The sequence below is a fragment of the Bradyrhizobium sp. USDA 4011 genome, assembly GCF_054063415.1.
In genome coordinates, this window is sequence record NZ_JBSSGG010000001.1 from 6,470,211 (window position 1) to 6,492,438 (window position 22,228).

The following is a 22,228-nucleotide window of genomic DNA, read 5'->3' on the forward strand; positions in this document are numbered from 1 at the left end:
TAAGATATTGCGTAGAAGAAGCTTTTCCTAACCGCGCTCGTTCAGTTTCCACATTAAGAGCCGGGCTTAACCGACTCTCGCGACTCGCCCTTCTTCTGATGGGCGAGCGACCTCAGTCACCAAAGACAGTGACGCAATGATTAATGATGCGGGTAAACACGAAGTTAAGCGGCCGGCGCAAAATTGCGGAAACTTAAGGTTTTCGCAATGAAGGCGCTTGCGGAGCAGATCGGCGACATCGACGGCGTCAACATTTATGGCCGTGTGGTCGGCGTCCGCGGGCTCATGGTCGAGATCGCCGGCCCCATTCACGCGATGTCGGTCGGCGCCCGCATCGTGATCGACGTCGGCGCCGGCCGCTTCATCCCGGCCGAGGTGATCGGCTTCTCCGGCGAGAACGCGGTGGTGATGCCGTTCGGCGGGCTCGAGGGCGTCAGGCGCGGGTGCCGCGCCGTGATCGCCAATGCGGCCAGCCAGGTGCGGCCGTCGCCGGCCTGGCTCGGCCGCGTCGTCAACGCGATGGGCGAGCCGATCGACGGCAAGGGGCCGCTACAACAGGGCGCCTCGCCGATGTCCTACCGCAACTCGCCGCCGCCGGCGCATTCGCGCATGCGGGTCGGTCTGCCGCTCGATCTCGGCGTGCGCGGTCTCAATACTTTCCTGACCTGCTGCCGCGGCCAGCGGCTCGGCATCTTCGCCGGCTCCGGCGTCGGCAAGTCGGTGCTGCTGTCGATGCTGGCGCGCAATGTCGATGCCGCGATCTCGGTGATCGGGCTGATCGGCGAACGCGGCCGCGAGGTGCAGGAATTCCTCCAGGAGGATCTCGGCGAGGAGGGGCTGGCGCGCTCGGTCGTGGTGGTCGCCACCTCCGACGAGCCGGCGCTGATGCGGCGTCAGGCTGCGTATCTGACGCTCGCCATCGCCGAGTATTTCCGCGACGAGGACCAGGACGTGCTGTGCCTGATGGACTCGGTGACGCGCTTTGCGATGGCGCAGCGCGAGATCGGCCTCTCGGCCGGCGAGCCGCCGACCGCCAAGGGCTACACGCCGACCGTGTTCACTGAATTGCCGAAGCTGCTGGAGCGGGCAGGGCCGGGCACCGGCGTCGGCACCATCACCGCGATCTTCACCGTGCTGGTCGACGGCGACGATCACAATGAGCCGATCGCGGACGCGGTGCGCGGCATCCTCGACGGACACATTGTGATGCAGCGCGCGATCGCCGAGCGCGGCCGCTATCCCGCGGTCAACATCCTCAAATCGGTCTCGCGCACCATGCCGCGGTCCGCCGACCCCGACTTCCTGCCCTTCATCAACAAGGCGCGGCAGGTGATGGCGACCTATGCCGACATGGAGGAACTGATCCGGCTCGGCGCCTACCGGCCGGGTTCCAGCCCCGAGGTCGACGAGGCGATCCGGCTGCACGAGCCGCTGGAGAGCTTCCTGCGCCAGGCCAAGGACGAGGCGACCAGCCTGGGCGACGGCTACCGGCAACTCGCTCAAATCCTGTCGGGTTTGGAAACGGAACGCTAACTTTGTCAGGCCATCATCCTCGGCACACCATAGCTATGCCGGCGGGGCCCAGGGGGGAGCCGGTTCTGTCCCGCGTTCAGATTTGGGACTTCTGGGGAGTATGAGTCGATGAAGTCACGTGAAACGCTGATCCGCCTGAAGAAGTTTCAGGTCGATGAAAAGCGCCGTCGGGTTACCCAGATCGAAGGCATGATCGCCGACTTCCAGCGCATGTCCGTCGAGCTCGAGCGCGAGATCCAGACCGAGCAGGAGCGCGCCGGGATCAACGACCCCACGCACTTCGCCTATCCGACTTACGCCAAGGCCGCGATCCAGCGCCGGGAGAATCTGACCCGTTCGGCCGACGAGCTGCGCGCCCAGCTCGACGACGCCAAGGCGCTGCTGTCGGAGGCGTTCGAGGAGCTGAAGAAGGTCGAACTGCTCGATGAGCGCGACCAGGCGCGCGAACGCGCGGAGGAGAGCGCCCGCGAGCAAGCCGACATGGATTCGATCGGCCTGATGCGAGCCCGGCTCGGCGTCATCGCCTGATACCTCGCTCCCTCCGCTGACCATCTTGAGAGCCCGGGCCGATCGCCCGGGCTTTTTGCTGGGCGCTGTCCACAAGCCGGCCTCTCGTCGGCCACTTGGCGGATCGTGCTGTCCCAAAATATGCTACCACCGGTCCAGACCAGATGATGATCGGCGGCGCGGTGGCAGTGGGGCGATGGGGGATGCAGGCTTGGAGGGCGCTGAATGCTGACGCCGGCTGAGCTCGTCTGGCTGATCGCCGCCGTCGCGAAGGGGGATCAGGACGCCTTTGAGCGGCTGTACGCCGCAACCCGCTCGAAACTCTTTGGCGTCGTGCTCCGTATCTTGCGGCGTCAGGACCTCGCCGAGGAGGTCATTCAGGAGGCTTACGTCAAGATCTGGAACAGCGCCGGGCAGTTCAACCCGGCCCTGTCGTCCCCGATCACGTGGATGGCGTCGATCGCGCGCAACCGCGCCATCGATGTCGTGCGCAAGCGAGGCGAGTCCTCGCTGGAAGATGAGCCTGCGGCGATGGAAGTCGCCGCCGACTCGCCCGATCCGCTGGCGCGACGGGAAATGACGGAAGAGTTGAAGCGGTTGCTGGAGTGCGTCGGTCGTCTGGAACCCGATCGTCAGAAGCTCGTGCTGCTCGCCTATTACAACGGCTGGAGCCGTGAGCAACTCGCCGCAAAGTTCGGGACACCGGTGAACACGGTGAAGACCTGGCTGCGCCGCAGCCTGATGGATATCCGGGAGTGTCTTGGACTCTGATTGATGGCCTATAGCGAAGACCATATCGCGCTCGCCGCGGAATATGCGCTCGGTACGCTCGATGCCGACGAGCGCACGCAGGTCGAGACCATGATGGCCGTCGACACCGAGTTTGCCGCGCTCGTGCAGGCCTGGGAGTTCAGGCTCGGGCCGCTGAACCAGATGGTCGGCCTGGTCGAGCCGCGCCCGGTGGTCTGGGAAAACATCAAGGCGGCGATCGGCCATGCCGGCGCGCCGCAGGCGCCGCTGGTGCTGCCCGAGACGCCGGCCGCGACGGTGACACCGCCGCTACCGATAACCGACGATCCCGAATTCGGCTCGGCGTTCGATCCGGAGCCCCCGCAGCCATCCGAGATACGTCGGCCGGCGGAGATCCGGCAGCTACCGGTCCAGCCACCGATTGGCGCGGGCGACAGCAACGTCGTCGCGCTTGCGAGCCGCGTGAAACGCTGGCGCGGCATCGCCTCAGTCGCGACCGCGATTGCGGCCGCGCTGCTGGTCACGCTCGGCCTGCAGATTTACCGGCCCGACGCCTTGCCGAATGCGATCCGGCCGAATCCGCGCATCCAGACCGTGGAAGTGAAGACGCCGGCGCCGGCGCTCGCGCCGTCGGCGCAATATGTCGCGCTGTTGCAGGGACAGAATGGCGGGCCGGCCTTCATCATGACCATCGACGGCGCGACCAAGAATTTCACCGTGCGCAAGGTCGGCGCTCCGTCCGAGCCCGGCAAGAGCTTTGAGCTCTGGCTGATCTCCGACAAGCTGCCGCAGCCGCGCTCGCTCGGCGTGATCGGGGATGGTGATTTCACCGCTCGCCCCGTGCTGTCGGGCTACGATCCCGACGTGATCAACGGCGCCACCTACGCGGTGACCGTCGAGCAGGCCGGCGGTTCGCCGAATGGCCAGCCGACTTCGGCGCCGATCTTCACCGGCAAGCTGATCGAGACCGTGCCGCCTGCGTCGAACACGCCGCCACGGTAGGCCAGCGCGCCTCATCGTTGCAGACTTTGTCGGAAGCGGTGAGCACGGTCGTTGCGAGGAGCGGAGCGACGAAGCAATCCATCTTTCCGCACGTGCGGAAAGGTGGATTGCTTCGCTTCGCTCGCAATGACGTGGCGAGGGCGGTGCGCGCTGTCAGTCGGCACCGGCGTTTAAGCCCACCACCCGCACAAAAAAGAAAACGCCCGTGGGGAGCGGGCGTTTTCGATAGTCAACTTGGGGTAGTTGGGGGTCTTAAATATCCACGCAGCGACTTTGGGGGGCTGTAAAGAACACTACGTGAATTCGTGAAACTCTCCTGTTAGCGGACCAGCGAGTTGCTCGTGCTCGTGATCGCGACCGGCTTGCCGGCCTTCATGACACGTGCCGTCTGGGTGTAACCCTCGTCCGACGAATTGTGCGCGGTGATGCCGAAACCAGCGACCAGGATACCGGCCACCAAAGCCACGACCACAATCTTCAGGTGCGTCGTTCGATCAGCGCTGTAGATCGAGTGGTTCATGGAAGTCTCCTGCCGCCTTCCAGCTCTCTGCAAATTTGTCGGTTCGGTCTGTTGTCCGGTTCAACGTCTCGTGCCTCTCCAACGTAGGATTTGTCGATTCCGTTCCCTAGGGGTCATCACAAGGGCGTGATTAGACGTGATCGGGCGCGATCAAAACCGTCTCCGGCTGCCAAAACCCACATTAACTTGACGTAATATCAGTAGCTTGCTCGGATGCCGGATCATGTTACCCTAGATGGGGCCGTTCCGGACCATTCCGCATAAATCAGTTGCCTGTGGCGAGAAAGCACAGGCGAAAACGCAAATGATTTGCGACGGCTAGAGCGTTTTCGAGCGAAGTGGACGCCGGTCCGCGTGAAGAAAACGCGTCCAAACAGGAAGCTCTACACGCTGCCGACGGTCTTCAGCCGGGCCCGGGGATGGATCTCGGCCTGCGACAAAACGGTGGTCTGCGAGCGGAACCGCTCCACCAGCGAGCGAACGAACGGCCGGATCGCGGCCGAGGTCACCAGCACCGGTGCCTCGCCCTCGCGCGCCGCCTGCTCGAACGCGTTGCGCACTGCGGTCATGAATTCCGACAGCTTGGAGGGCTGCATCGCCAGGCTGCGGTCGTCGCCCTGGCCGACGATCGACTCGGCGAACGCCTGTTCCCAGCGCGCCGACAGCGCGATCAGCGGCAGATAGCCGTTCGGCGAGGTGTTCTGGGCGCAGATCTGGCGTGCCAGCCGGGCGCGGACATGCTCGACCATGGTGGCCGGATTGCGCGAGAACGCCAGCGCGTCGGCGATGCCCTCGAGGATGGTGGAAAGGTCGCGGATGGAAATCCGCTCGGCGAGCAGCAATTGCAGCACGCGCTGGATGCCCGACATCGTGACCTGGCTCGGCACGATATCCTTGATCAGCTCGCCCTGCTCCTTCGGCAGGTCCTTCAGCAGCTTCTGCACCTCGCCGTAGGACAGCAAGTCCGCCATATTGGTCTTGAGCAGCTCGGTCAGGTGCGTCGACAGCACGGTCGCGGCGTCGACCACGGTGTAGCCTTTCAGCGCGGCCTCTTCCTTCAGGCCGGCATCGACCCAGGTCGCCGGCAGGCCGAAAGTGGGCTCGATGGTGTGGATGCCGGGCAGCTGCACCTGGTTGCCGGCGGGGTCCATGACCATGAACTGGCTCGGCCAGATCTTGCCGGTGCCGGCGTCGACTTCCTTGATCTTGATGACGTAGCTGTTGGCCTCGAGCTGCACATTGTCGAGGATGCGCACCGCCGGCATCACGAAGCCCATCTCGATCGCGAGCGACCGGCGCAACGCCTTGATCTGCTCGGTGAGGCGGTCGGTGCCGTCGGGGCCGTTGACCAGCGGCAGCAGCGCGTAGCCGAGCTCGATCTTGAGGTCGTCGATCTTCAGCGCGGCAGCGATCGGCTCTTCCGCGGCGGCAGCGGCGGCCGCCGCGGCTGCAGCGGGGGCGGCTGCGGCGGCGGCCTCGGCGGCGTTGGCGACCCGCTTCTTCTTGCGCGCGTTCCAGGCCAGCGCGGCGGCGCCGGAGCCGAGCGCCAGGAACGGCAGGGTCGGAATGCCCGGCAGCAGCGCCAGCACCAGCATGACGCCGGCCGACATGCCGAGCGCCTGCGGATAGCCGGAGAGCTGACGCATCAGCGCCTTGTCGGCGGCGCCGGTGATGCCGGCCTTGGAGACCAGCAGGCCGGCTGCGGTCGAGACGATCAGCGCCGGCACCTGGGTGACGAGGCCGTCGCCGACCGTCAGCACGGTGTAGGTGCGGGCGGCTTCACCGAAAGAAAGGCCCTGCTGGGCGACGCCGATGATGATGCCGCCGACGATGTTGATGCCGACGATCAGAAGCCCGGCGATGGCGTCGCCGCGGACGAATTTCGAGGCGCCGTCCATCGCGCCGAAGAAGCCGCTCTCGTCTTCCAGCGCCTTGCGGCGCTCCTTGGCCGCCTTCTCGTCGATCAGGCCGGCGGACAGGTCGGCGTCGATCGCCATCTGCTTGCCAGGCATCGAGTCCAATTGGAAGCGCGCCGCGACTTCGGCGATACGGCCCGAACCCTTGGTGATGACCACGAAGTTCACGATCACCAGGATCGCGAACACGATGATGCCGATCACGAAGTTGCCGCCCATCACGAAGTTGCCGAAGGCCTCGATGACGTGCCCGGCAGCCGCCGTGCCCTCGTGGCCGTGGCTCAGGATCAGCCGGGTCGAGGCCATGTTCAGCGACAGCCGCATCATGGTCGAGATCAGCAGGATGGTCGGAAACGACGAGAATTCCAGCGGCGCCTGGATGAACAGCGAGGTCATCAGGATCAGGATCGAGATCGTGATCGAGACTGCCAGAAACAGGTCGAGCACGATCGACGGCAGCGGCAGGATCAGCACCACCAGGATGGTGAGGACGCCGAGCGCCAGCGCGAGATCGCCGCGCTTGAGGATGTCGCCGATCTCGCCGAGGCTCGGCAATCCGCTCTTGCCTGCCGTGCCCTGACCCGCCGTGACGTCGACCATGGTAGCCGCTCTCCCTCGCGACTGGCGGCCGCGGCCGCCAAGCGTCTGCGCGACGGCCGCAGGGCCGCCGTTCCGAAAGTGAGGCACCGCGCTGGCGTTCACGGGGATCTCCGCCCGTTAGACGCGTTCGACGACACTCGACTTCACTGGGCAATTCTTGCCGGGTGTATGGTTAGCAAAGGGTTAATAAGTGCGTTTTGCGGGGGGCGCGGGTCGTCGCAGGCCGCCGGGCCTGCGGGATTTTCGGCCGCGTGGGGTGGTGGGACCGCCCGGCCGTTCCGGCGGCGGGTTCGCAGCCTCTATCTGAGCGCGCCGAGCACGACGCCCGATGCGGCGATGAGGCAGAGCGCGATGACGCTGGCGCGCCACAGCAATTGCTGCCGGGCGGCGCGCTGGTCATGAAAGGCCAGCCAGTCGCGAACGAAACCCGCGGGAATGTCGAACACCACGGCAAGCTCGTCGCGATGGTGCGTCTCATGCTCGCAATACATCGTCCGGACCGTGGGCACGCCCAGCCGCTCGAGCTCGCAATGCCACTCCCAGGCATGCTTGGCGTTGGTCCAGCGATTTTCGAAGGGGATCACGTGTGATTCCATGACGAGCCTCCTGGCCCACCCTTGAACCTCACGTGGCAAGTCTAGCCCAATATCCGGATTGGCGCGAGATCGGCGTCGGCTGGCCGAGACCGATCATGGCGGCGTCAATTGGCTGAGAGCATCCATCTGCGCCAATGCGTCGGCTGGATGTCGAGATGCCTGCCGCCGGCGTGATCGACCCATTCGGCGCCGTCCCGGTGGCACGGGAACATCAGTGCGTGGACCATGCCGTCATAGTCGAGGACACAGACCTCGAGCTCCCGGTCCGACGGCGCTGACGCAACGGGTAACCACTCTGCTGACGACGAATGCATGACGATCCTCCGACGATATGCGCTTCCTTTACCTTGCGAGCTGCGCGCCATCCGGGCGGGATGATAGGTCTGGACGGCGAGCCGCCAATGTGAACCGGTTCGCATTGTAGCAGTTTTTCTCATCGCATGGATCACGGTTCGACGGACGATATTCCCGGCCGGGTCCGCTGCGGTGCACGATGCGGATTGAACTTTCGCGGCCCGGCCTTCGACCAAACGCCAGCAACGCCACTCAGCCGCAAGAGGCATCCATGTCGAACCGGGCAGGTCGAACCATGACAGCAGCCTTTGCTGCCGCGATCGCGCTGCTGTCGGTGCCGGCGTCCGCCGTGACGCTGCCGGACGACCGGGCCTGGATGATCCGCATGATCGCCTGCAAGGGAAACGGCGTCCTGATGGAGGTCTACCTGCCGCAATCCGCCGTCTTCGCGCCGCGTGGCGGCATGGCCGCGGGCAAGACGGCGGACGGTTACTACACGCTTGATCTGACCGAGCTCAACAAGGGCAAGGACCTCGAGCCGGTGCATGTGACGATGAGCGCGGACAAGAAGTCTGTGACCGTCGACCAGTACACGCGCGGCTTGCCGCCGACCCGCATACCGGTCGGCGGCGGCACCGTGGATTTCGATCAGCGCTTCGGCATCGGTGCGAAGTGCGGTGCGTTCCAGGCGCAGGATCCGAACTACGGCAATTGAGCCGCCTCACGCGCCGGTGAAGGCAATGCGTCCCCTTGCTGGCGCATGCCTAATCTCTCGGCAACGTGGCTTGACCCGGAGGCAAATGCCGAGGAAGTTCCGCGTGCCGTGGTAATTTCTTCTGAATTTTCCCCTGAAGCCGCATTGTTCATTCCCGACTCGCGCCGGGCATGGCTGCGTCTTGCCGTCGCCGTGGTGATCGGCTCGCTCGGCAGCGTCGGCATGTGGTCGGTCGTGGTGGCGTTGCCGGCAGTGCAGACCGACTTCGGCGCGACCCGTGGAACGGCCTCGCTCGCCTTCACGATGGTGATGCTCGGCTTCGGCCTCGGCCAGGTCGTGACCGGCAAGATCAGCGATCGCCACGGCATCGTCGCGGCGATCGGCGCCGGGATCGGCATTCTTGGCCTCGGCTATATCTGCGCCGGCTACGCGCCGTCGATCTGGGCCTTCATCCTGCTGCATTTCGCGATCGGCCTGTCGTCGGCCGCGACCTTCGGCCCTCTGATGGCGGAGGCCTCGCACTGGTTCGAGCGCTACCGCGGCCTCGCGGTCGCGATCGCCGCGAGCGGCAATTATGTCGGCGGCACGGTGTGGCCGCCGCTGGTCAATTTCGGGATGCAGAGCATCGGCTGGCGCACCACCCATATCGCGATCGGCATCTTCACCGCGATCGCGATGGCGCTTGCGCTCGTGGTGCTGCGTCTGTTGATGGGGGCTGCGACCCGGCGCAGCCATGTCAACGCCGCGCCGCCGCGGGTCGACATGCGGCTCTCCACCAACGCACTCACCGCGATCCTGTCGCTCGCGTCGATCTCCTGCTGCGTGGCGATGTCGATGCCGCAGGTTCACATCGTCGCCTATTGCGGCGATCTCGGCTACGGCGTGGCGCGCGGCGCCGAGATGCTGTCGCTGATGCTGGGCTTCGGCATCATCAGCCGGATCGGCTCCGGCTTCCTCGCCGACAGGATCGGCGGTATCCGCACGCTGCTGATCGGCTCGATCGCGCAGGGCGCGGCGCTGCTGTTCTATCTGTTCTTCGACGGCCTGACCTCGCTCTACATCATCTCGGCGATGTTCGGCCTGTTCCAGGGCGGCATCGTGCCGAGCTACGCCATCATCGTGCGCGAGGCGATGCCGGCCTCGGAGGCCGCGACCCGGATCGGCATCGTGATCTTCGCCTCGGTGTTCGGCATGTCCTTTGGCGGTTGGATCTCGGGCGTGATCTTCGACGCCACCGGCTCCTATGCCGCGGCCTTCGCCAATGGCCTCGCCTGGAACCTGCTCAACGTCAGCATCATCCTGCTGCTGCTGATGCGGTCGCGGCAGCGGCTCGCCATGGCCTGACCCTCGATCACACCGCCTGACCGGCCTTCAGCAATGAGCAGCCGGTGATCTTCAAACTGCCGTCGGCCTGCCGCTCCAGCGTATAGAGCGCGTCCCACGCCTCGCCATTGGCGTCGACGATGTGAACGCGTTGCGCGATCCGGTCGCCCGCGCTCTGTGCCTCGCCGAACTCGAAGCTCCTGTGGCGATAGACCGGCGCGTATTGGTTCTGCACCATCGACATGAAGATATCGGCCTGCGGAAAGATCTGGCGGATCGCGGGGGCGGCATAGGAATAGGCCGCCGCGGCGTCGTCGCGGCCGAAGGCCTGCTCCTGGGCGCGGATCACGTCCTGCGCGGCGCCGACATCGTCGGCCATGGCCGGCGCGACGATGGCGAACAGAATGGCGGCAATGAGGGCGATCGCGCGCATCGGAAGGCTCCCTGCTCGATCCTTGAGCTTACGCGGCAAATCCGGCGTGGTTTCACCCGCGATCGATTCCCGTCGGAAAATTGATCTGCCGCAAGGCTTGCTCCGGCCGGCGCACTAACCCTTGTTTTGCCAATCTTGGAGGACCGTCATGACCCTGGATACCATTCTCGTCGTCATCGCCGTGACCATGATGTTCGCGACGGTCGCGTTCGTGATCGCCTATGGCGACCACCAGACCCGCAATCTGTAATGGTGCAGCGGTCCGGCCGCGCCGCTACCTGATCGAGTCCTTGAAACTGTCGATATCGGGCGAGGGACGGGCCGGCCGCGACATACGGCCCTTGCGGCTTGGGTCGCGCAGCGTCGGCGCCGGGTTCAAAATGTCGGCGGTGTACAGGCCGAAATCACCTCGCACGGCTTGGCGCCGATGCAGCGGAAGCGGTGCGGGCGGCGACTTTCGAAGTAATAAGCGTCGCCGGCGTTGAGCACCCGCCGCTCGTCGTCGACCGTGACCTCGAGCCGGCCCGAGACCACGATGCCGCCTTCCTCGCCCTCATGCACCAGCGGCACCCGGCCGGTGTCGCTGCCCGGCTCGTAGCGCTCTTTCAGGATCTGCAACGCCCGTCCGAACAGGCTGTCGCCGATCTGGAGGTAGGAGATCGGCTTCTTGCCGATCTCGGTCAGCTCATCGGCGCGGTAGAACGCCTTACGCGGCCGCTCCGGCTCGATCGCGAAGAATTCCGCAAGCCCCATCGGGATGCCGTCGAGGATGCGCTTGAGCGCGCCGACCGACGGGTTCATCTGATTGGATTCGATCAGCGAAATCGTCGAGTTGGTGACGCCGGAGCGCTTGGCGAGCTCGCGCTGCGACAGCTTGTGCCGCGCGCGAATGAATCGAAGCCGGCCGCCGATGTCGACGCTCATGAGAGATCCCTGTTGCAGGTGTTGCGGATCGAACAAATAGTCGCAGACCGCCTCAATAAGATCAATGGCTTGCGGTGCGACAGAAAAGGACTTGTTGAGTGTCGTGAAGAGTGGTCCGACTAGACGCAGTCAGCAATGGAGCGCCGCCGTGACCGTTCATCAGATTCCGAACACCATCAAGACCGATTCGTTCTGGATGCCCTTCACGGCCAACCGGCAGTTCAAGAAAGCGCCCCGGCTGTTCTCCTCCGCCAAGGGCATGTACTACACCTCGGTCGACGGCCGGCAGGTGATCGACGGCTCCGCCGGTCTCTGGTGCGTCAACGCCGGCCATGGTCGCCCGCAGATCGCGGCCGCTGTCGAGCGCCAGCTGTCCACGCTGGACTTCGCGCCCTCCTTCAACATGGGCCACCCGCTGGCGTTCGATTTCGCCGAGCGCCTCGCCGAGATCGCCCCGAAGGGACTGGATCGGATCTTCTTCACCAACTCGGGCTCTGAATCGGTCGATACCGCGCTGAAGATCGCGCTGGCCTATCATCGCGCCGCCGGCCAGGCGACCCGCACCCGCCTGATCGGCCGTGAGCGCGGCTACCACGGCGTCGGCTTCGGCGGCATGTCGGTCGGCGGCATGGTCGCCAACCGCCGCCAGTTCGCGACCCATCTGCCGGGTGTCGACCACATCCGCCATACCCATGATCTCGCCCGCAATGCCTTCGCCAAGGACCAGCCGGACCATGGCGCCGAGCTCGCCGACGATGTCGAGCGGATGGTCGCGCTGCATGGCGCGGACACCATCGCGGCCGTGATCGTCGAGCCGGTGCCGGGCTCCACCGCGGTGCTGCCGGCGCCGAAGGGCTATCTGCAGCGCCTGCGCGAGCTCTGCACCAAGCACGGCATCCTCCTGATCTTCGACGAGGTCATCACCGGCTTCGGCCGCCTCGGCACGCCGTTCGCCGCCAACTTCTACGGCGTGACGCCGGACATGATGACGACCGCCAAGGGCATCACCAACGGCACCGTGCCGTGCGGCGCGGTGTTCGCCAGCCGCCAGGTCCATGACGGGCTGATGGTCGGCCCGGACAACGCCATGGAGCTGTTCCACGGCTACACCTATTCGGCGCATCCGGTGGCCTGCGCCGCAGGTCTTGCCACGCTCGACATCTACAAGGACGAGGGTCTCCTGACCCGCGGCGCCTCGATCGCCGACTATTGGCGCGATGCGCTGCATTCGCTGAAGGGTCTGCCGAATGTCGTCGACATCCGCAATCAGGGCCTGATGGGCGCGGTCGAGCTCTCGCCGCGTGACGGCGCGGTCGGCGCGCGCGGCTACGACGTGATGGTCGATTGCTTCAACACCGGCCTCTACTTCCGCATGAGCGGCGACTCGCTCGCGCTGTCGCCGCCCTTGATAGTCGAGAAGTCGCATATCGACGACATCGTCTCGATCCTCGGCGACGCGATCAAGCGCGTGGCCTGATAATTGCTGGCTGGATTCTAGCTAGCTCTACAAATTGCTGTCGCCGTTGCGAAGCAGAGTGGTTTCGCAGCGGCGATTGCGTTTTCGCTGCAGGATGTGAGGAAAAGTGAAGGTCCTTGTTCTCGGCAGTGGCGTGATCGGCGTCACCTCGGCCTATTACCTTGCGCGTGCCGGCCATGAGGTGACGGTGATCGACCGTCAGCCGAAGCCTGCGCTCGAAACTTCCTTTGCCAATGCCGGCGAAGTCTCGCCGGGTTACTCGTCGCCCTGGGCCGGCCCCGGCGTGCCGGTGAAGGCGGTGAAGTGGCTGCTGATGAAGCACGGCCCGCTGGTGATCCGCCCGAAGCTCGATCCCGTGATGTGGCTCTGGCTTCTGAAGATGCTGCGCAACTGCACCACCTCGCGCTACGCGGTGAACAAGAGCCGGATGATTCCGATCGCGGAATACAGCCGCGACTGCCTGCAGGCGCTGCGCAATGATATCGGCATCCGCTACGACGAACGTGCGCAGGGCACATTGCAGCTGTTTCGCGAGCAGGCCCAGCTCGATCACACCGGCGACGACATCGCGGTGCTGAAGCAATACGGCGTGCCGTTCGAGGTGCTCGACCGTGACGGCTGCATCAAAGCCGAGCCGGCGCTGGCCGGCGTGAAGCAGAAATTCGCCGGTGGGCTGCGGTTGCCGCATGACGAGACCGGCGACTGCCACATGTTCACGCAGGCGCTGGCGCTGGAGGCCGAGAAGATCGGCGTGCGTTTCAACTTCAATGTCGGCATCGACGGACTGAACGCGGATGCCACCCGCATCACCGGTGTTGCGACCAGCGCTGGTCTGATGACGGCCGATGCCTATGTGCTGGCGCTCGGCAGCTACTCGCCGCATCTGGTGCGGCCGCTCGGCATCTCGCTGCCGGTCTATCCGGTGAAGGGCTATTCGATCACGGTGCCGATCAAGGACGCGAGCGGCGCGCCTGAGTCCACCGTGATGGACGAGAGTTACAAGGTCGCGATCACCCGGCTCGGCGACCGCATTCGGGTCGGCGGCACCGCCGAGATCTCGGGCTATTCGACCAAGCTGTACGACGCGCGGCGCGCGACGCTGGACCATTCGCTGACCGACCTGTTTCCGCGCGGCGGCGACCTGCCCAAGGCCACTTTCTGGTGCGGCCTGCGCCCGATGACGCCGGACGGCCCGCCGGTGATCGGCGCGACGCGGTTTGCGAATCTGCACCTCAACACCGGCCACGGCACGCTCGGCTGGACCATGGCCTGCGGCTCGGGCCGGGTGCTGGCCGACATGCTCTCCGGGAAAAAGCCCGAGATCGACACCAAGGAGTTGTCGATCAAGCGCTATGATCACCGCTTCGGCTAGGCTTCATCGCCGCGAGCGAAGGCTATTCGGCGGCGTTCTTCATCGATGGCTCATCATCGTCGTCTCGTTTCGTCGCCGTCCAGTTCGAAAGCGCGTTTGAAAGCCGGTCGAGATAGAGATACACGACCGGCGTCGTGAACAGCGTCAGCGCCTGGCTCACGATCAGGCCGCCAACCATCGCATAGCCGAGCGGCTGACGAATTTCCGCTCCTGTTCCAGTACCCAGCATCAGCGGCACGCCGCCGAGCAGGGCGGCCATCGTTGTCATCATGATCGGGCGGAAACGTAACAGCGCCGCCTTCCGGATCGATTCACGCGGCGACAAATGCTCCTCGCGTTCGGCAGCGATCGCGAAGTCGACCATCATGATGCCGTTCTTCTTCACGATCCCGATCAGGAGGATGATGCCGATCAGCGCGATCAGGCTGAAATCGAACCCGAACGCCATCAGGATCGCCAGCGCACCGACGCCGGCCGACGGCAGCGTGGACAGGATCGTGAGCGGATGGATGTAGCTTTCATAGAGCATGCCGAGGATCAGATAGACCACCACCAGCGCAGCCAGGATCAGCAGTGGCACCGAGCTCAGTGATTGCTGGAAAGCCTGCGCGGTGCCCTGGAAGCTCGAACTGAGCGTGGCCGGAGCCCCCAGATTGGCGACGGCGTTCTGGATCGCATCGGTGGCCTGGCCGAGCGCCACCCCTTGCGCGAGGTTGAAGCTGATCGTGGTCGCCGGAAACTGCCCCTGGTGGGCGATTGCGAGCGGGCGCACCGGCACTGTCGTCCACTTGCAGAACACCGAGAGCGGCACCTCGTCGCCCGTCGTCGGCGACTTGATGTAGAGCTTGTTCAGCGTATCGAGCTTGCCCTGCAATTCGGGGAGGATCTCGAGGATGACGTGATAGCTGTTGAGCTGGGTGAAATATTGGGTCACCTGGCGCTGGCCGAACGCGTCGTACAGCGTATCGTCGATCAATTGCGGCTGGATGCCGAAGCGCGACGCGGTGTCACGATCGAAGGTCATCGTCAGCGTCGTTCCCTCGGTCTGCTGGTCGGTCGCGACGTCGCGCAATTGCGGCAGCGTCTTCATCTTGGCCAGGATCTTCGGTGCCCATTCGTTCAGTTCGGCCAGGTTCGCATCCTGCAGCGTGTACTCGAACTGCGTCCGGGTGGCGCGGCCGCCGAGCCGGACGTCCTGGGAAGCTTGCATGTAGAGGCGTGCACCTTCGACCGCCTCGAGCTTCGGCCGCAACCGCGCGATGATCTGCTGCGCATCCGCGTCGCGCTCCTCGTGCGGCTTCAGCGTGATGTACATGCGGCCGGAATTCAGCGCGGTGCCGCCGCCGCCGATGAACTCGGCCATGCTGTCGACCGCGGGATCGGCCCGGACGATCCGGCTGAGTTCTTCCTGATGCTGCTTCATGTCGGCAAACGAGATGTCCTGGGCCATCTCCGACACGGCGTTCAGGAAGCCGTTGTCCTGTTGCGGGAAAAATCCCTTCGGTATGATCACGAACAAATAGACCGACAGCGCCAGCGTCGCGAAGAAGATGCAGAGCGTGGTCCGGCTCCAGCTCAGCGCCAGATCGAGGCCGCGCTCATAGCCATGCAGCATCCGGTCGAATGCCGCCTCGCTCCATTGGTAGAGCCGGCCGTGCCTGGTTTCGCCATGCGCCCGCAGGAAGCGCGATGCCATCATCGGCGTCAGCGTCAGCGACACCACCAGCGAGACGAAGATCGCCATCGCCAGGGTCACCGCAAACTCGCGGAACAGCCGGCCGATAACGCCCCCCATCAGCAGCAACGGGATCAGCACCGCGACCAGTGAAATGCTGATCGACAGGATCGTGAATCCGATCTCGCCGGCGCCCCGCAGCGCCGCGGCAAGCGGCCGCTCGCCCTGCTCGACGTATCGCGTGATGTTCTCCAGCATGACGATGGCGTCGTCGACCACGAAGCCGACCGCAATCGTCAGCGCCATCAGCGAAAGGTTGTCGAGCGTATAGCCGAACACCCACATCAGCGCGCAGGCGCCGAGCAGAGCGAGCGGCACCGTGACGGCGGGAATCACCGTGGCCCAGAAGCTGCGCAGGAAGATGAAGATCACCATGACGACCAGAACGATGGTGATCAGCAGCGTGATCTGCACGTCCTCGACGGCGGCGCGGATGGTCAATGTCCGGTCGCTGATGATCTTGATCTTGATGGCGGGCGGAATCGCGGCAATCAGTCTCGGAAGCTGCGCCTTGATCCTGTCGACCGTCCCGATGACATTGGCGCCGGGTTGCTTGAAGATGACGAGGAAGACGCCGCGCTTGCCGTCCGCCCAGGCGGCCTGCTTCATGTCTTCCGGCCCGGCGACGGCCTGGCCGATGTCGCGAATCCGCAACGGGCCGCCGTTGCGGTAGGCGACGATGACGTCATTCCAGTCCTTGGCATCCGGGAGCTGATCGTTGGCGTAGATCGTGTAGGCGCGGCTGGCGCCGTCGATGTTGCCCTTCGGGCTGTCGACCGTCGCGATGGCGATCTGGCTGCGGATATCTTCCAGCGAGAGCCCCTTGGCGACCAGCTTGGCGGGATCGATCTGCACGCGGATCGCGGGCTTCTGCTGTCCGCCGATGAACACCTGAGCGACGCCGGAAATCTGACTGATCTGCTGCCCGAGCTGGGCGTCGACTGCATCGCTCACCCTGATCAGCGGCAGGGTGTCGGAGGTCGCCGACAACAGCAGGATCGGCGAGTCCGCCGGGTTGACCTTGCGATAGGTCGGCGGCGACGGCAGGTTCTTGGGCAGCTGGCCGCCGGCGGCGTTGATCGCGGCCTGGATGTCGTTGGCGGCGCCGTCGATGTTGCGGTTCAAATCGAACTGAATGGTGACCGCGGTCGACCCGAGCGAGCTCGTCGAGGTCATCTGGGCAATGCCGGGAATCTGCGCGAATTGCCGCTCCAGCGGCTGCGCAACGGAGGAGGCCATGGTTTCGGGGCTAGCGCCCGGCAGGCTTGCCGAGATCTGGATGGTCGGAAAGTCGACCTGCGGAAGTGGCGCGACCGGCAGCAATGGATAGGCGACCATGCCGACGAACAGAATGCCGGCCATCAGCAGCGAGGTGCCGATCGGGTAGCGGATAAACGGAGATGAGATGCTCTCGTCCATTTCGGCAATCCAAATGAACGGCAGGCGCATCTTTTCCCGAATGCCGGGACTCGCCCTCGAAAAGCTCGAGCGCGAACGCGCGTTTCCTCGCCATGGCCAGTCGGCGGATCGCGAAGTTGGCCTTCGCGTCTACCTGTTTTTTGCCAGCATAGTCATTCCCGCGGACGGCGCGCGAATGGAAACACCGGATCGCTCATTCGACCTTCGTTCAATGGCCGGCATTCGCACGCCCAACACGTGGCCTTCGTGCGGAGTATTTCTGATTACGATATGTTTGTAGCAGCTACGGCGAGCGCCGCCGGCCGGCCTTCTTCTTCGCGGGTTTCCCCGTGGATGCCGCCTTGGCCGCCGGCTGCAGCCGCAGCCCGTCCACGAACACATCCAACAGCCTGAGTGCCGTGGTCTGCCAGCCCGGCTGGTCGTGCATGTAGCACATGCCGATCAGCGCACGCAGCACGTCCTCGGCGCTGACGTCGTCGCGAATGGCGCCGGCCGCGACGGCGCGCGCCAGCAGGGTGCCGATCGCCTTGGTCAGGCGGTCGAACGAATAGGCATGCAACTCGGTCGAGCCGTGCGCGACCAGCGCAAGGGCTGCCACCATGCCCTTCTTGGTGGCGACGAACTCCACATTGGCGCGCAGCCAGCGCCGCAGCGCCTCGACCGGCTCGGGCGCGTTCACCAATTGCTCGGCAAGATCGCCGAGTTGCTCGACCTCGCGGCGATACACCGCCTCATACAACGCCTCCCGGGTCGGGAAGTGGCGATACAGCGTGCCGATGCCGACGCCGGCATGGCGCGCCACCGCCTCGAGGCTCGCCTCGCTGCCACCCGCCGAGAACACGGCCTTGGCCGCTTCCAGCACGCGCTCGCGATTGCGCACGGCGTCGGCGCGCGGCTTGCGGACAATTTCTGGTGATGAAGCGGCCATTGCTTTTTCTTTTTACCCTCCCTTGTAAACGGAGGATGCCTCCGTATATGGCGACCAGCACCGGGCCTGACAAGGCGCGCCGATCATGCGTCGGCGGCCACGGGTTCGCGTTGCCTCGATTCAACCCGACCATACACGGATCGGAGCCCTGCATGAATCTCCCACTCAGTCTCACCATCAACGGCGTTCGACGGGACATTGCCCTCGACGACCCCCGCGTCACCCTGCTCGACCTGCTGCGCGAGCGACTCGACCTCACCGGAACCAAGAAGGGATGCGACCGCGGCCAGTGCGGCGCGTGCACCATCCTGGTCGACGGCCGCCGCATCAATTCCTGCCTCGCGCTCGCCGTCAGCCACGACGGCGCCGAGATCACCACCATCGAAGGCGTCGGGCGCGGCGGCGAGTTGCATCCGGTGCAGGCCGCCTTCATCGCCCATGACGGTTTTCAGTGCGGCTTCTGCACGCCGGGCCAGATCATGAGCGGCATCGGCCTGATCCAGGAGGGGCAGGCCGGCGACGATCCGGAGCGCGTGCGTGAGTGCATGAGCGGCAATCTGTGCCGTTGCGGCGCCTATCCGGGGATCACGGAAGCCGTGCTCGAGGCACAATCCAACATGACCGCCAGCAAGCAGAGGCGCTCCGCATGATGAACTTCGATTATGTCAGGCCGGCCAACGTCGCGGACGCGATCGCGGCGGCTTCCGAGAAGGGCGCGAGCTATCTCGCCTCCGGTACCAACCTGCTCGACCTGATGAAGGGCGGTGTCAGCCGGCCGAGCCGCCTCGTCGATGTCACGCGGCTGCCCGGGCTCGATCGTATCGAGCATCTCTCCGACGGCAGCTTGCGCATCGGCGCGCTGGTGCGCAACGCCGATCTCGCCCATGACGCCGCGTTCGCGCGCAACTATCCCGCGATCGCCGAGGCGCTGCTGTCGGGCGCGTCCGCCCAGCTGCGCAATGCCGCGACCGTCGGCGGCAATCTGATGCAGCGGACACGCTGCGCCTATTTCTACGACGCCGGCAGCGCCTGCAACCGGCGCTGGCCGGGTGCCGGTTGCGACGCGTTGAAGGGCGAGAACCGCTTGCACGCGGTGCTCGGCTGGAGCGAGGGCTGCATCGCCACGCATCCGTCCGATTTCTGCGTGCCGCTGGTCGCGCTCGATGCAATCGTCGAGATCGAGGGCAAGGGCGGCCGGCGCGAGCTGCCGCTCGAGGCGCTGCATCGTCTGCCCGGTGAGACGCCGGAGCGCGAGACCGCGCTGGAGCGCGGCGACCTGATCGTCGCGCTGCGGCTGCCGACTGAGGCGCAAAGTTTCGCCAGGCATGCCCGCTACATCAAGGTGCGCGAGCGCACGTCCTATGCCTTCGCCGTGGTCTCGGCCGCGGCGGCCTTGCGCATCGAGGATGGCAAGGTCCGTGCGGCGCGGCTCGCGCTCGGCGGCGTCGCGGCAAAGCCGTGGCGGGCGCGCGAGGCCGAGCAGGTGCTCGCAGGCGCCGCGCCCGATGCGGCGGTCTATCGCGAGGCGGCGCGCGCCGCGCTCGCTGGCGCAAAGCCGTCAGGCGACAACGCCTTCAAGATCGAGCTCGCGCAGCGCATCGTCCTGCGCGCGCTCACCCTTGCTGCCGCAGGCACGCCGGACCGTATTGCCGCGCTGCCCGGCTCTCCCTTCTCATCCGTTGCAGGAGCGTAACGCATGACGGTTGAACTCAGTCTGACCCGCGACCCCGCCCATCTCAGGCACGGCTCGAACATCGGCCAGCCGATGACCCGCACCGACGGCGTGCTGAAGGTCACCGGCAAGGCCCGCTATGCCGCGGACAATCATCCGCCCGGCATGGTCTATGCCGTGATCGCAACCAGCTGCATCGCACGCGGCCGTGTCACCGCGCTCGACGTCGCCGCCGCCAAGCGCCATCCCGGCGTCATCGACGTGATGACGCCGGCGCACAAGCCCGAGCTCGCGGAAGATCCCGACGCCAAGGGCAACCCGTTCGCCTTCCGCATGGAGCTGTTGCAGAGCGAGGAGGTGCGCTACGCCAACCAGGCGATCGCGGTCGTGATCGCCGAGACGCTGGAAGCCGCGACCGAAGGCGCGGCGCTGCTGTCGCCGCGCTACCAGGTCGAGATCGCGCGCGTCGGCCTCGACGCCGGCGAGGCCTATGCGCCACCGGTGGTCGGCATCGGCAATCCCGCCGAAGTCCGCCACGGCGATATCGATGCCGGCATGGCCGCGGCCGCGAAGCTGACAGATTCGACCTACGAGACGCCGGCGCAGTATCACAACGCGATGGAGCCGCATGCGATCGTCGCGGTGTGGGACGGCGACCGCCTGTTCATCGACACGCCGAGCCAGGGCATGGGGTTCGCCCAGATGCGCATCGCCGGCCTGTTCGGCATTCCGCCGGCGAACATCCATATCAACAGCCCGTTTCTCGGCGGCGGCTTCGGCTCCAAGGGGTTGATCTCCGGGCCGCAGGTGCTCGGCATCATGGCCGCCAGGCTGATCGGCCGTCCGGTCAAGCTCGTGCTGCGCCGCAGCCAGATGTATGGGCCGGTCGGCCATCGTCCGCCGACCCGCCAGCGCATCCGGATCGGCACCGACGATGCCGGCCAGCTGACCGTGATCAATCATGAGGCGCGCGTCACCACGTCGAGCTTCGACGATTTCTACGAGCCCGCCGCCGACGCCTCGCACACGCTCTATGCGAGCCCTGCGATCCGCACCGCGCACGAGGCGGTGCGCGTCGACACCGGCACGCCGCTGTTCATGCGCGCGCCGGGCGAGGCCACCGGATCGATCGTGCTGGAAAGCGCGATCGACGAGGCGGCGTTCGCCTGCGGCATCGATCCGCTGGAATTTCGGCTGAAGAACTATGCCGAGGTCGAACCGACCACCGGCAAGCCGTTTTCATCCAAGGCGCTGCGCCAGTGCTATGCAACAGCCGCCGAACGCTTCGGCTGGGCGGGTCGTCCGTTGCAGCCCAAGCAGATGCGTGACGAGAACGGCTTTCTGGTCGGCTGGGGCATGGGGACCGCGACCTTCCCGGCCATCATGTTCCAGGGCAATGCGCGCGCGGTGATCCGCGCCGACGGCAGAGGCGTGATGGAGACCGGCGCGCATGATATGGGGCAGGGCGCCTGGACCGCGCTGGCGCAGATCTCGGCCGACGCGCTCGGGCTCGATTTCGATCAGCTGACGTTCCGCTCCGGCAGCTCCGATCTGCCCGATGCCGGCATTGCCGGCGGCTCGGGGCATACCGCAACCGTCGGTGCCGCGATCCACAATGCCGGTGCGGCCGTGATCGCAAAGCTCGCCGAGCTCGCGACCTCGGATGAGCGCTCGCCGCTGTTCGGCGCCGGCAACGCCGGCGTGGTGGCGCGGGCCGGCCGGCTGCATCGCCGCGACGATGACGCGCGCAGCGAAAGCTACGCCGATATCCTGGCGCGTGCCGGCATTGCCGAGGTCGAGGCCAGCGGCACTGGTGCCGCCGATGCGGCGGCGCAGTCGCAATATGCGATGCACGCGCATGGCGCTGTGTTTGCCGAGGTCAAGGTCGATCCGGAGCTCGGCCAGATCCGCGCCACGCGGCTGGTCGGCGCATTCGCGGCCGGACGCATCATCAATCCGCTGATGGTGCGGAGCCAGCTCTACGGCGGCATGATCTGGGGCCTCTCCTTCGCGCTGCACGAGGAGGCGGTGATGGACCATCGTTCGGGGCGCATCCTGAATGCGAACCTCGCCGAGTATCATGTGCCCGTGAATGCCGACGTGCCGCCGATGGAGGTCATCACGGTCGACGAGCACGATCCGCACGTCAACCCGCTCGGCATCAAGGGTGTCGGCGAGATCGGCATCACCGGCAGCGCCGGCGCAGTCGCCAATGCCGTCTTCCACGCCACCGGCATCCGGGTGCGGAATTTCCCGATCAAGATCGAGGAGATCGTGATGGGGTTGGGAGGCTAGCAGCTTCACCCTCCCCTGGAGGGGGAGGGTCGATAAGCATCGCGCGAAGCAAGATGCTTAGCGGGGTGGGGTGACGGTCACTCCACACGAGCGCTGCCTGTGGTGAGAGATCACCCCACCCCGGCTCGCATTTCGCTGCGCTCAACGCGATGAGCAACCGGCGACATAGGTAACAGTTCAGACCGACGACATAGGTAACACAATTCTCGTTTCGTTC

Annotated in this window: 20 protein-coding genes; 12 read left to right on the top strand and 8 right to left on the bottom strand. The window is 65.6% G+C overall.

Features of this window, described 5'->3' with window-relative positions:
• Positions 1 to 207: 207 nt before the first annotated feature.
• The 4 genes from fliI to ACVW1C_RS30515 all read left to right on the top strand — a co-directional run bounded on the left by fliI (position 208) and on the right by ACVW1C_RS30515 (position 3,792).
• On the top strand, positions 208 to 1,533 hold the full coding sequence (gene fliI, locus ACVW1C_RS30500; RefSeq protein ID WP_456761432.1) for a flagellar protein export ATPase FliI: 1,326 nt from the start codon (positions 208 to 210) through the stop codon (positions 1,531 to 1,533).
• 108 nt (positions 1,534 to 1,641) lie between these two features.
• Positions 1,642 to 2,061 (top strand): flagellar export protein FliJ, encoded by a 420-nt coding sequence (gene fliJ, locus ACVW1C_RS30505; protein WP_016848565.1) that lies wholly within the window; start codon positions 1,642 to 1,644, stop codon positions 2,059 to 2,061.
• 204 nt (positions 2,062 to 2,265) lie between these two features.
• The gene (locus ACVW1C_RS30510) at positions 2,266 to 2,811 is read left to right on the top strand and encodes a sigma-70 family RNA polymerase sigma factor (protein ID WP_456761433.1); all 546 of its coding nucleotides are present in this window, start codon (positions 2,266 to 2,268) and stop codon (positions 2,809 to 2,811) included.
• A 3-nt stretch (positions 2,812 to 2,814) separates the two neighbouring features.
• Entirely contained in the window at positions 2,815 to 3,792 is a 978-nt protein-coding gene (locus tag ACVW1C_RS30515) for an anti-sigma factor (protein ID WP_456761434.1), read from the top strand.
• Between the two features lie 319 nt (positions 3,793 to 4,111).
• On the opposite strand, the gene ACVW1C_RS30520 is transcribed toward ACVW1C_RS30515, so the two are convergent.
• From ACVW1C_RS30520 to ACVW1C_RS30535, 4 genes are all read right to left on the bottom strand, one after another.
• Positions 4,112 to 4,312: a hypothetical protein gene (locus tag ACVW1C_RS30520; protein WP_092116406.1), complete on the bottom strand. Its 201-nt coding sequence runs from the start codon at positions 4,310 to 4,312 to the stop codon at positions 4,112 to 4,114.
• A 383-nt stretch (positions 4,313 to 4,695) separates the two neighbouring features.
• On the bottom strand, positions 4,696 to 6,828 hold the full coding sequence (gene flhA, locus ACVW1C_RS30525; protein WP_456761435.1) for a flagellar biosynthesis protein FlhA: 2,133 nt from the start codon (positions 6,826 to 6,828) through the stop codon (positions 4,696 to 4,698).
• A 299-nt stretch (positions 6,829 to 7,127) separates the two neighbouring features.
• Positions 7,128 to 7,424, bottom strand: coding sequence for a hypothetical protein (locus ACVW1C_RS30530; protein WP_456761436.1), 297 nt, complete (start codon positions 7,422 to 7,424; stop codon positions 7,128 to 7,130).
• Between the two features lie 104 nt (positions 7,425 to 7,528).
• Positions 7,529 to 7,738 (bottom strand): hypothetical protein, encoded by a 210-nt coding sequence (locus tag ACVW1C_RS30535; protein WP_456761437.1) that lies wholly within the window; start codon positions 7,736 to 7,738, stop codon positions 7,529 to 7,531.
• Between the two features lie 275 nt (positions 7,739 to 8,013).
• Here ACVW1C_RS30535 and ACVW1C_RS30540 point away from each other — a divergent pair, with 275 nt between their 5' ends.
• Both ACVW1C_RS30540 and ACVW1C_RS30545 read left to right on the top strand, forming a co-directional pair.
• Complete coding sequence (locus ACVW1C_RS30540; RefSeq protein ID WP_456761438.1) at positions 8,014 to 8,433, top strand: hypothetical protein; 420 nt, start codon at positions 8,014 to 8,016, stop codon at positions 8,431 to 8,433.
• Between the two features lie 144 nt (positions 8,434 to 8,577).
• Entirely contained in the window at positions 8,578 to 9,777 is a 1,200-nt protein-coding gene (locus ACVW1C_RS30545) for an MFS transporter (RefSeq protein WP_456761439.1), read from the top strand.
• Between the two features lie 7 nt (positions 9,778 to 9,784).
• On the opposite strand, the gene ACVW1C_RS30550 is transcribed toward ACVW1C_RS30545, so the two are convergent.
• Both ACVW1C_RS30550 and ACVW1C_RS30555 read right to left on the bottom strand, forming a co-directional pair.
• A complete protein-coding gene (locus ACVW1C_RS30550) occupies positions 9,785 to 10,189 on the bottom strand; it encodes a DUF4864 domain-containing protein (protein ID WP_456761440.1) in 405 nt (134 codons plus the stop codon).
• Between the two features lie 375 nt (positions 10,190 to 10,564).
• Complete coding sequence (locus ACVW1C_RS30555; protein WP_018273259.1) at positions 10,565 to 11,113, bottom strand: cupin domain-containing protein; 549 nt, start codon at positions 11,111 to 11,113, stop codon at positions 10,565 to 10,567.
• A 148-nt stretch (positions 11,114 to 11,261) separates the two neighbouring features.
• On the opposite strand from ACVW1C_RS30555, the gene ACVW1C_RS30560 reads away from it, so the two are divergent.
• Both ACVW1C_RS30560 and ACVW1C_RS30565 read left to right on the top strand, forming a co-directional pair.
• Positions 11,262 to 12,590, top strand: coding sequence for an aminotransferase class III-fold pyridoxal phosphate-dependent enzyme (locus ACVW1C_RS30560; protein ID WP_456761441.1), 1,329 nt, complete (start codon positions 11,262 to 11,264; stop codon positions 12,588 to 12,590).
• A gap of 106 nt (positions 12,591 to 12,696) precedes the next feature.
• A complete protein-coding gene (locus tag ACVW1C_RS30565) occupies positions 12,697 to 13,962 on the top strand; it encodes a D-amino acid dehydrogenase (protein WP_456761442.1) in 1,266 nt (421 codons plus the stop codon).
• A gap of 22 nt (positions 13,963 to 13,984) precedes the next feature.
• Here the strand turns inward: ACVW1C_RS30565 and ACVW1C_RS30570 are convergent, their stop codons facing one another.
• Positions 13,985 to 17,116: a multidrug efflux RND transporter permease subunit gene (locus ACVW1C_RS30570; protein WP_456761443.1), complete on the bottom strand. Its 3,132-nt coding sequence runs from the start codon at positions 17,114 to 17,116 to the stop codon at positions 13,985 to 13,987.
• Between ACVW1C_RS30570 and ACVW1C_RS30575 the strand changes: the two genes are divergently transcribed.
• Positions 17,103 to 17,396 (top strand): hypothetical protein, encoded by a 294-nt coding sequence (locus ACVW1C_RS30575; protein ID WP_456761444.1) that lies wholly within the window; start codon positions 17,103 to 17,105, stop codon positions 17,394 to 17,396. The genes ACVW1C_RS30570 and ACVW1C_RS30575 overlap by 14 nt on opposite strands.
• Positions 17,397 to 17,399: 3 nt before the next feature.
• Here ACVW1C_RS30575 and ACVW1C_RS30580 read toward each other — a convergent pair whose 3' ends face one another.
• Positions 17,400 to 18,044, bottom strand: a complete 645-nt coding sequence (locus ACVW1C_RS30580; protein WP_456761445.1) for a TetR/AcrR family transcriptional regulator — start codon at positions 18,042 to 18,044, stop codon at positions 17,400 to 17,402.
• 152 nt (positions 18,045 to 18,196) lie between these two features.
• On the opposite strand from ACVW1C_RS30580, the gene ACVW1C_RS30585 reads away from it, so the two are divergent.
• Genes ACVW1C_RS30585 through ACVW1C_RS30595 form a run of 3 tightly spaced genes read left to right on the top strand, consistent with a single transcriptional unit; the run spans position 18,197 to position 22,011 of the window.
• Positions 18,197 to 18,694, top strand: coding sequence for a (2Fe-2S)-binding protein (locus tag ACVW1C_RS30585; protein ID WP_456761446.1), 498 nt, complete (start codon positions 18,197 to 18,199; stop codon positions 18,692 to 18,694).
• The gene (locus ACVW1C_RS30590; RefSeq protein ID WP_456761447.1) at positions 18,691 to 19,737 is read left to right on the top strand and encodes an FAD binding domain-containing protein; all 1,047 of its coding nucleotides are present in this window, start codon (positions 18,691 to 18,693) and stop codon (positions 19,735 to 19,737) included. Before ACVW1C_RS30585 ends, ACVW1C_RS30590 begins: the two co-directional genes overlap by 4 nt.
• Positions 19,738 to 19,740: 3 nt before the next feature.
• Positions 19,741 to 22,011 (top strand): xanthine dehydrogenase family protein molybdopterin-binding subunit, encoded by a 2,271-nt coding sequence (locus ACVW1C_RS30595; protein WP_456761448.1) that lies wholly within the window; start codon positions 19,741 to 19,743, stop codon positions 22,009 to 22,011.
• Positions 22,012 to 22,228: the final 217 nt, after the last annotated feature.

What these genes read in the sequence shown, in the direction of transcription:
- ACVW1C_RS30515 (WP_456761434.1), top strand. Translation starts at nt 2,815, where the DNA reads ATGGCCTATAGCGAAGACCATATCGCGCTCGCCGCGGAATATGCGCTC.
- ACVW1C_RS30585 (WP_456761446.1), top strand. Translation starts at nt 18,197, where the DNA reads ATGAATCTCCCACTCAGTCTCACCATCAACGGCGTTCGACGGGACATT.
- ACVW1C_RS30580 (WP_456761445.1), bottom strand. Translation starts at nt 18,044, where the DNA reads ATGGCCGCTTCATCACCAGAAATTGTCCGCAAGCCGCGCGCCGACGCC.
- ACVW1C_RS30590 (WP_456761447.1), top strand. Translation starts at nt 18,691, where the DNA reads ATGATGAACTTCGATTATGTCAGGCCGGCCAACGTCGCGGACGCGATC.
- ACVW1C_RS30575 (WP_456761444.1), top strand. Translation starts at nt 17,103, where the DNA reads ATGCTCTCGTCCATTTCGGCAATCCAAATGAACGGCAGGCGCATCTTT.
- ACVW1C_RS30550 (WP_456761440.1), bottom strand. Translation starts at nt 10,189, where the DNA reads ATGCGCGCGATCGCCCTCATTGCCGCCATTCTGTTCGCCATCGTCGCG.
- ACVW1C_RS30520 (WP_092116406.1), bottom strand. Translation starts at nt 4,312, where the DNA reads ATGAACCACTCGATCTACAGCGCTGATCGAACGACGCACCTGAAGATT.
- ACVW1C_RS30535 (WP_456761437.1), bottom strand. Translation starts at nt 7,738, where the DNA reads ATGCATTCGTCGTCAGCAGAGTGGTTACCCGTTGCGTCAGCGCCGTCG.
- fliJ (WP_016848565.1), top strand. Translation starts at nt 1,642, where the DNA reads ATGAAGTCACGTGAAACGCTGATCCGCCTGAAGAAGTTTCAGGTCGAT.
- ACVW1C_RS30595 (WP_456761448.1), top strand. Translation starts at nt 19,741, where the DNA reads ATGACGGTTGAACTCAGTCTGACCCGCGACCCCGCCCATCTCAGGCAC.
- ACVW1C_RS30555 (WP_018273259.1), bottom strand. Translation starts at nt 11,113, where the DNA reads ATGAGCGTCGACATCGGCGGCCGGCTTCGATTCATTCGCGCGCGGCAC.
- ACVW1C_RS30540 (WP_456761438.1), top strand. Translation starts at nt 8,014, where the DNA reads ATGACAGCAGCCTTTGCTGCCGCGATCGCGCTGCTGTCGGTGCCGGCG.
- flhA (WP_456761435.1), bottom strand. Translation starts at nt 6,828, where the DNA reads ATGGTCGACGTCACGGCGGGTCAGGGCACGGCAGGCAAGAGCGGATTG.
- fliI (WP_456761432.1), top strand. Translation starts at nt 208, where the DNA reads ATGAAGGCGCTTGCGGAGCAGATCGGCGACATCGACGGCGTCAACATT.
- ACVW1C_RS30570 (WP_456761443.1), bottom strand. Translation starts at nt 17,116, where the DNA reads ATGGACGAGAGCATCTCATCTCCGTTTATCCGCTACCCGATCGGCACC.
- ACVW1C_RS30510 (WP_456761433.1), top strand. Translation starts at nt 2,266, where the DNA reads ATGCTGACGCCGGCTGAGCTCGTCTGGCTGATCGCCGCCGTCGCGAAG.
- ACVW1C_RS30530 (WP_456761436.1), bottom strand. Translation starts at nt 7,424, where the DNA reads ATGGAATCACACGTGATCCCCTTCGAAAATCGCTGGACCAACGCCAAG.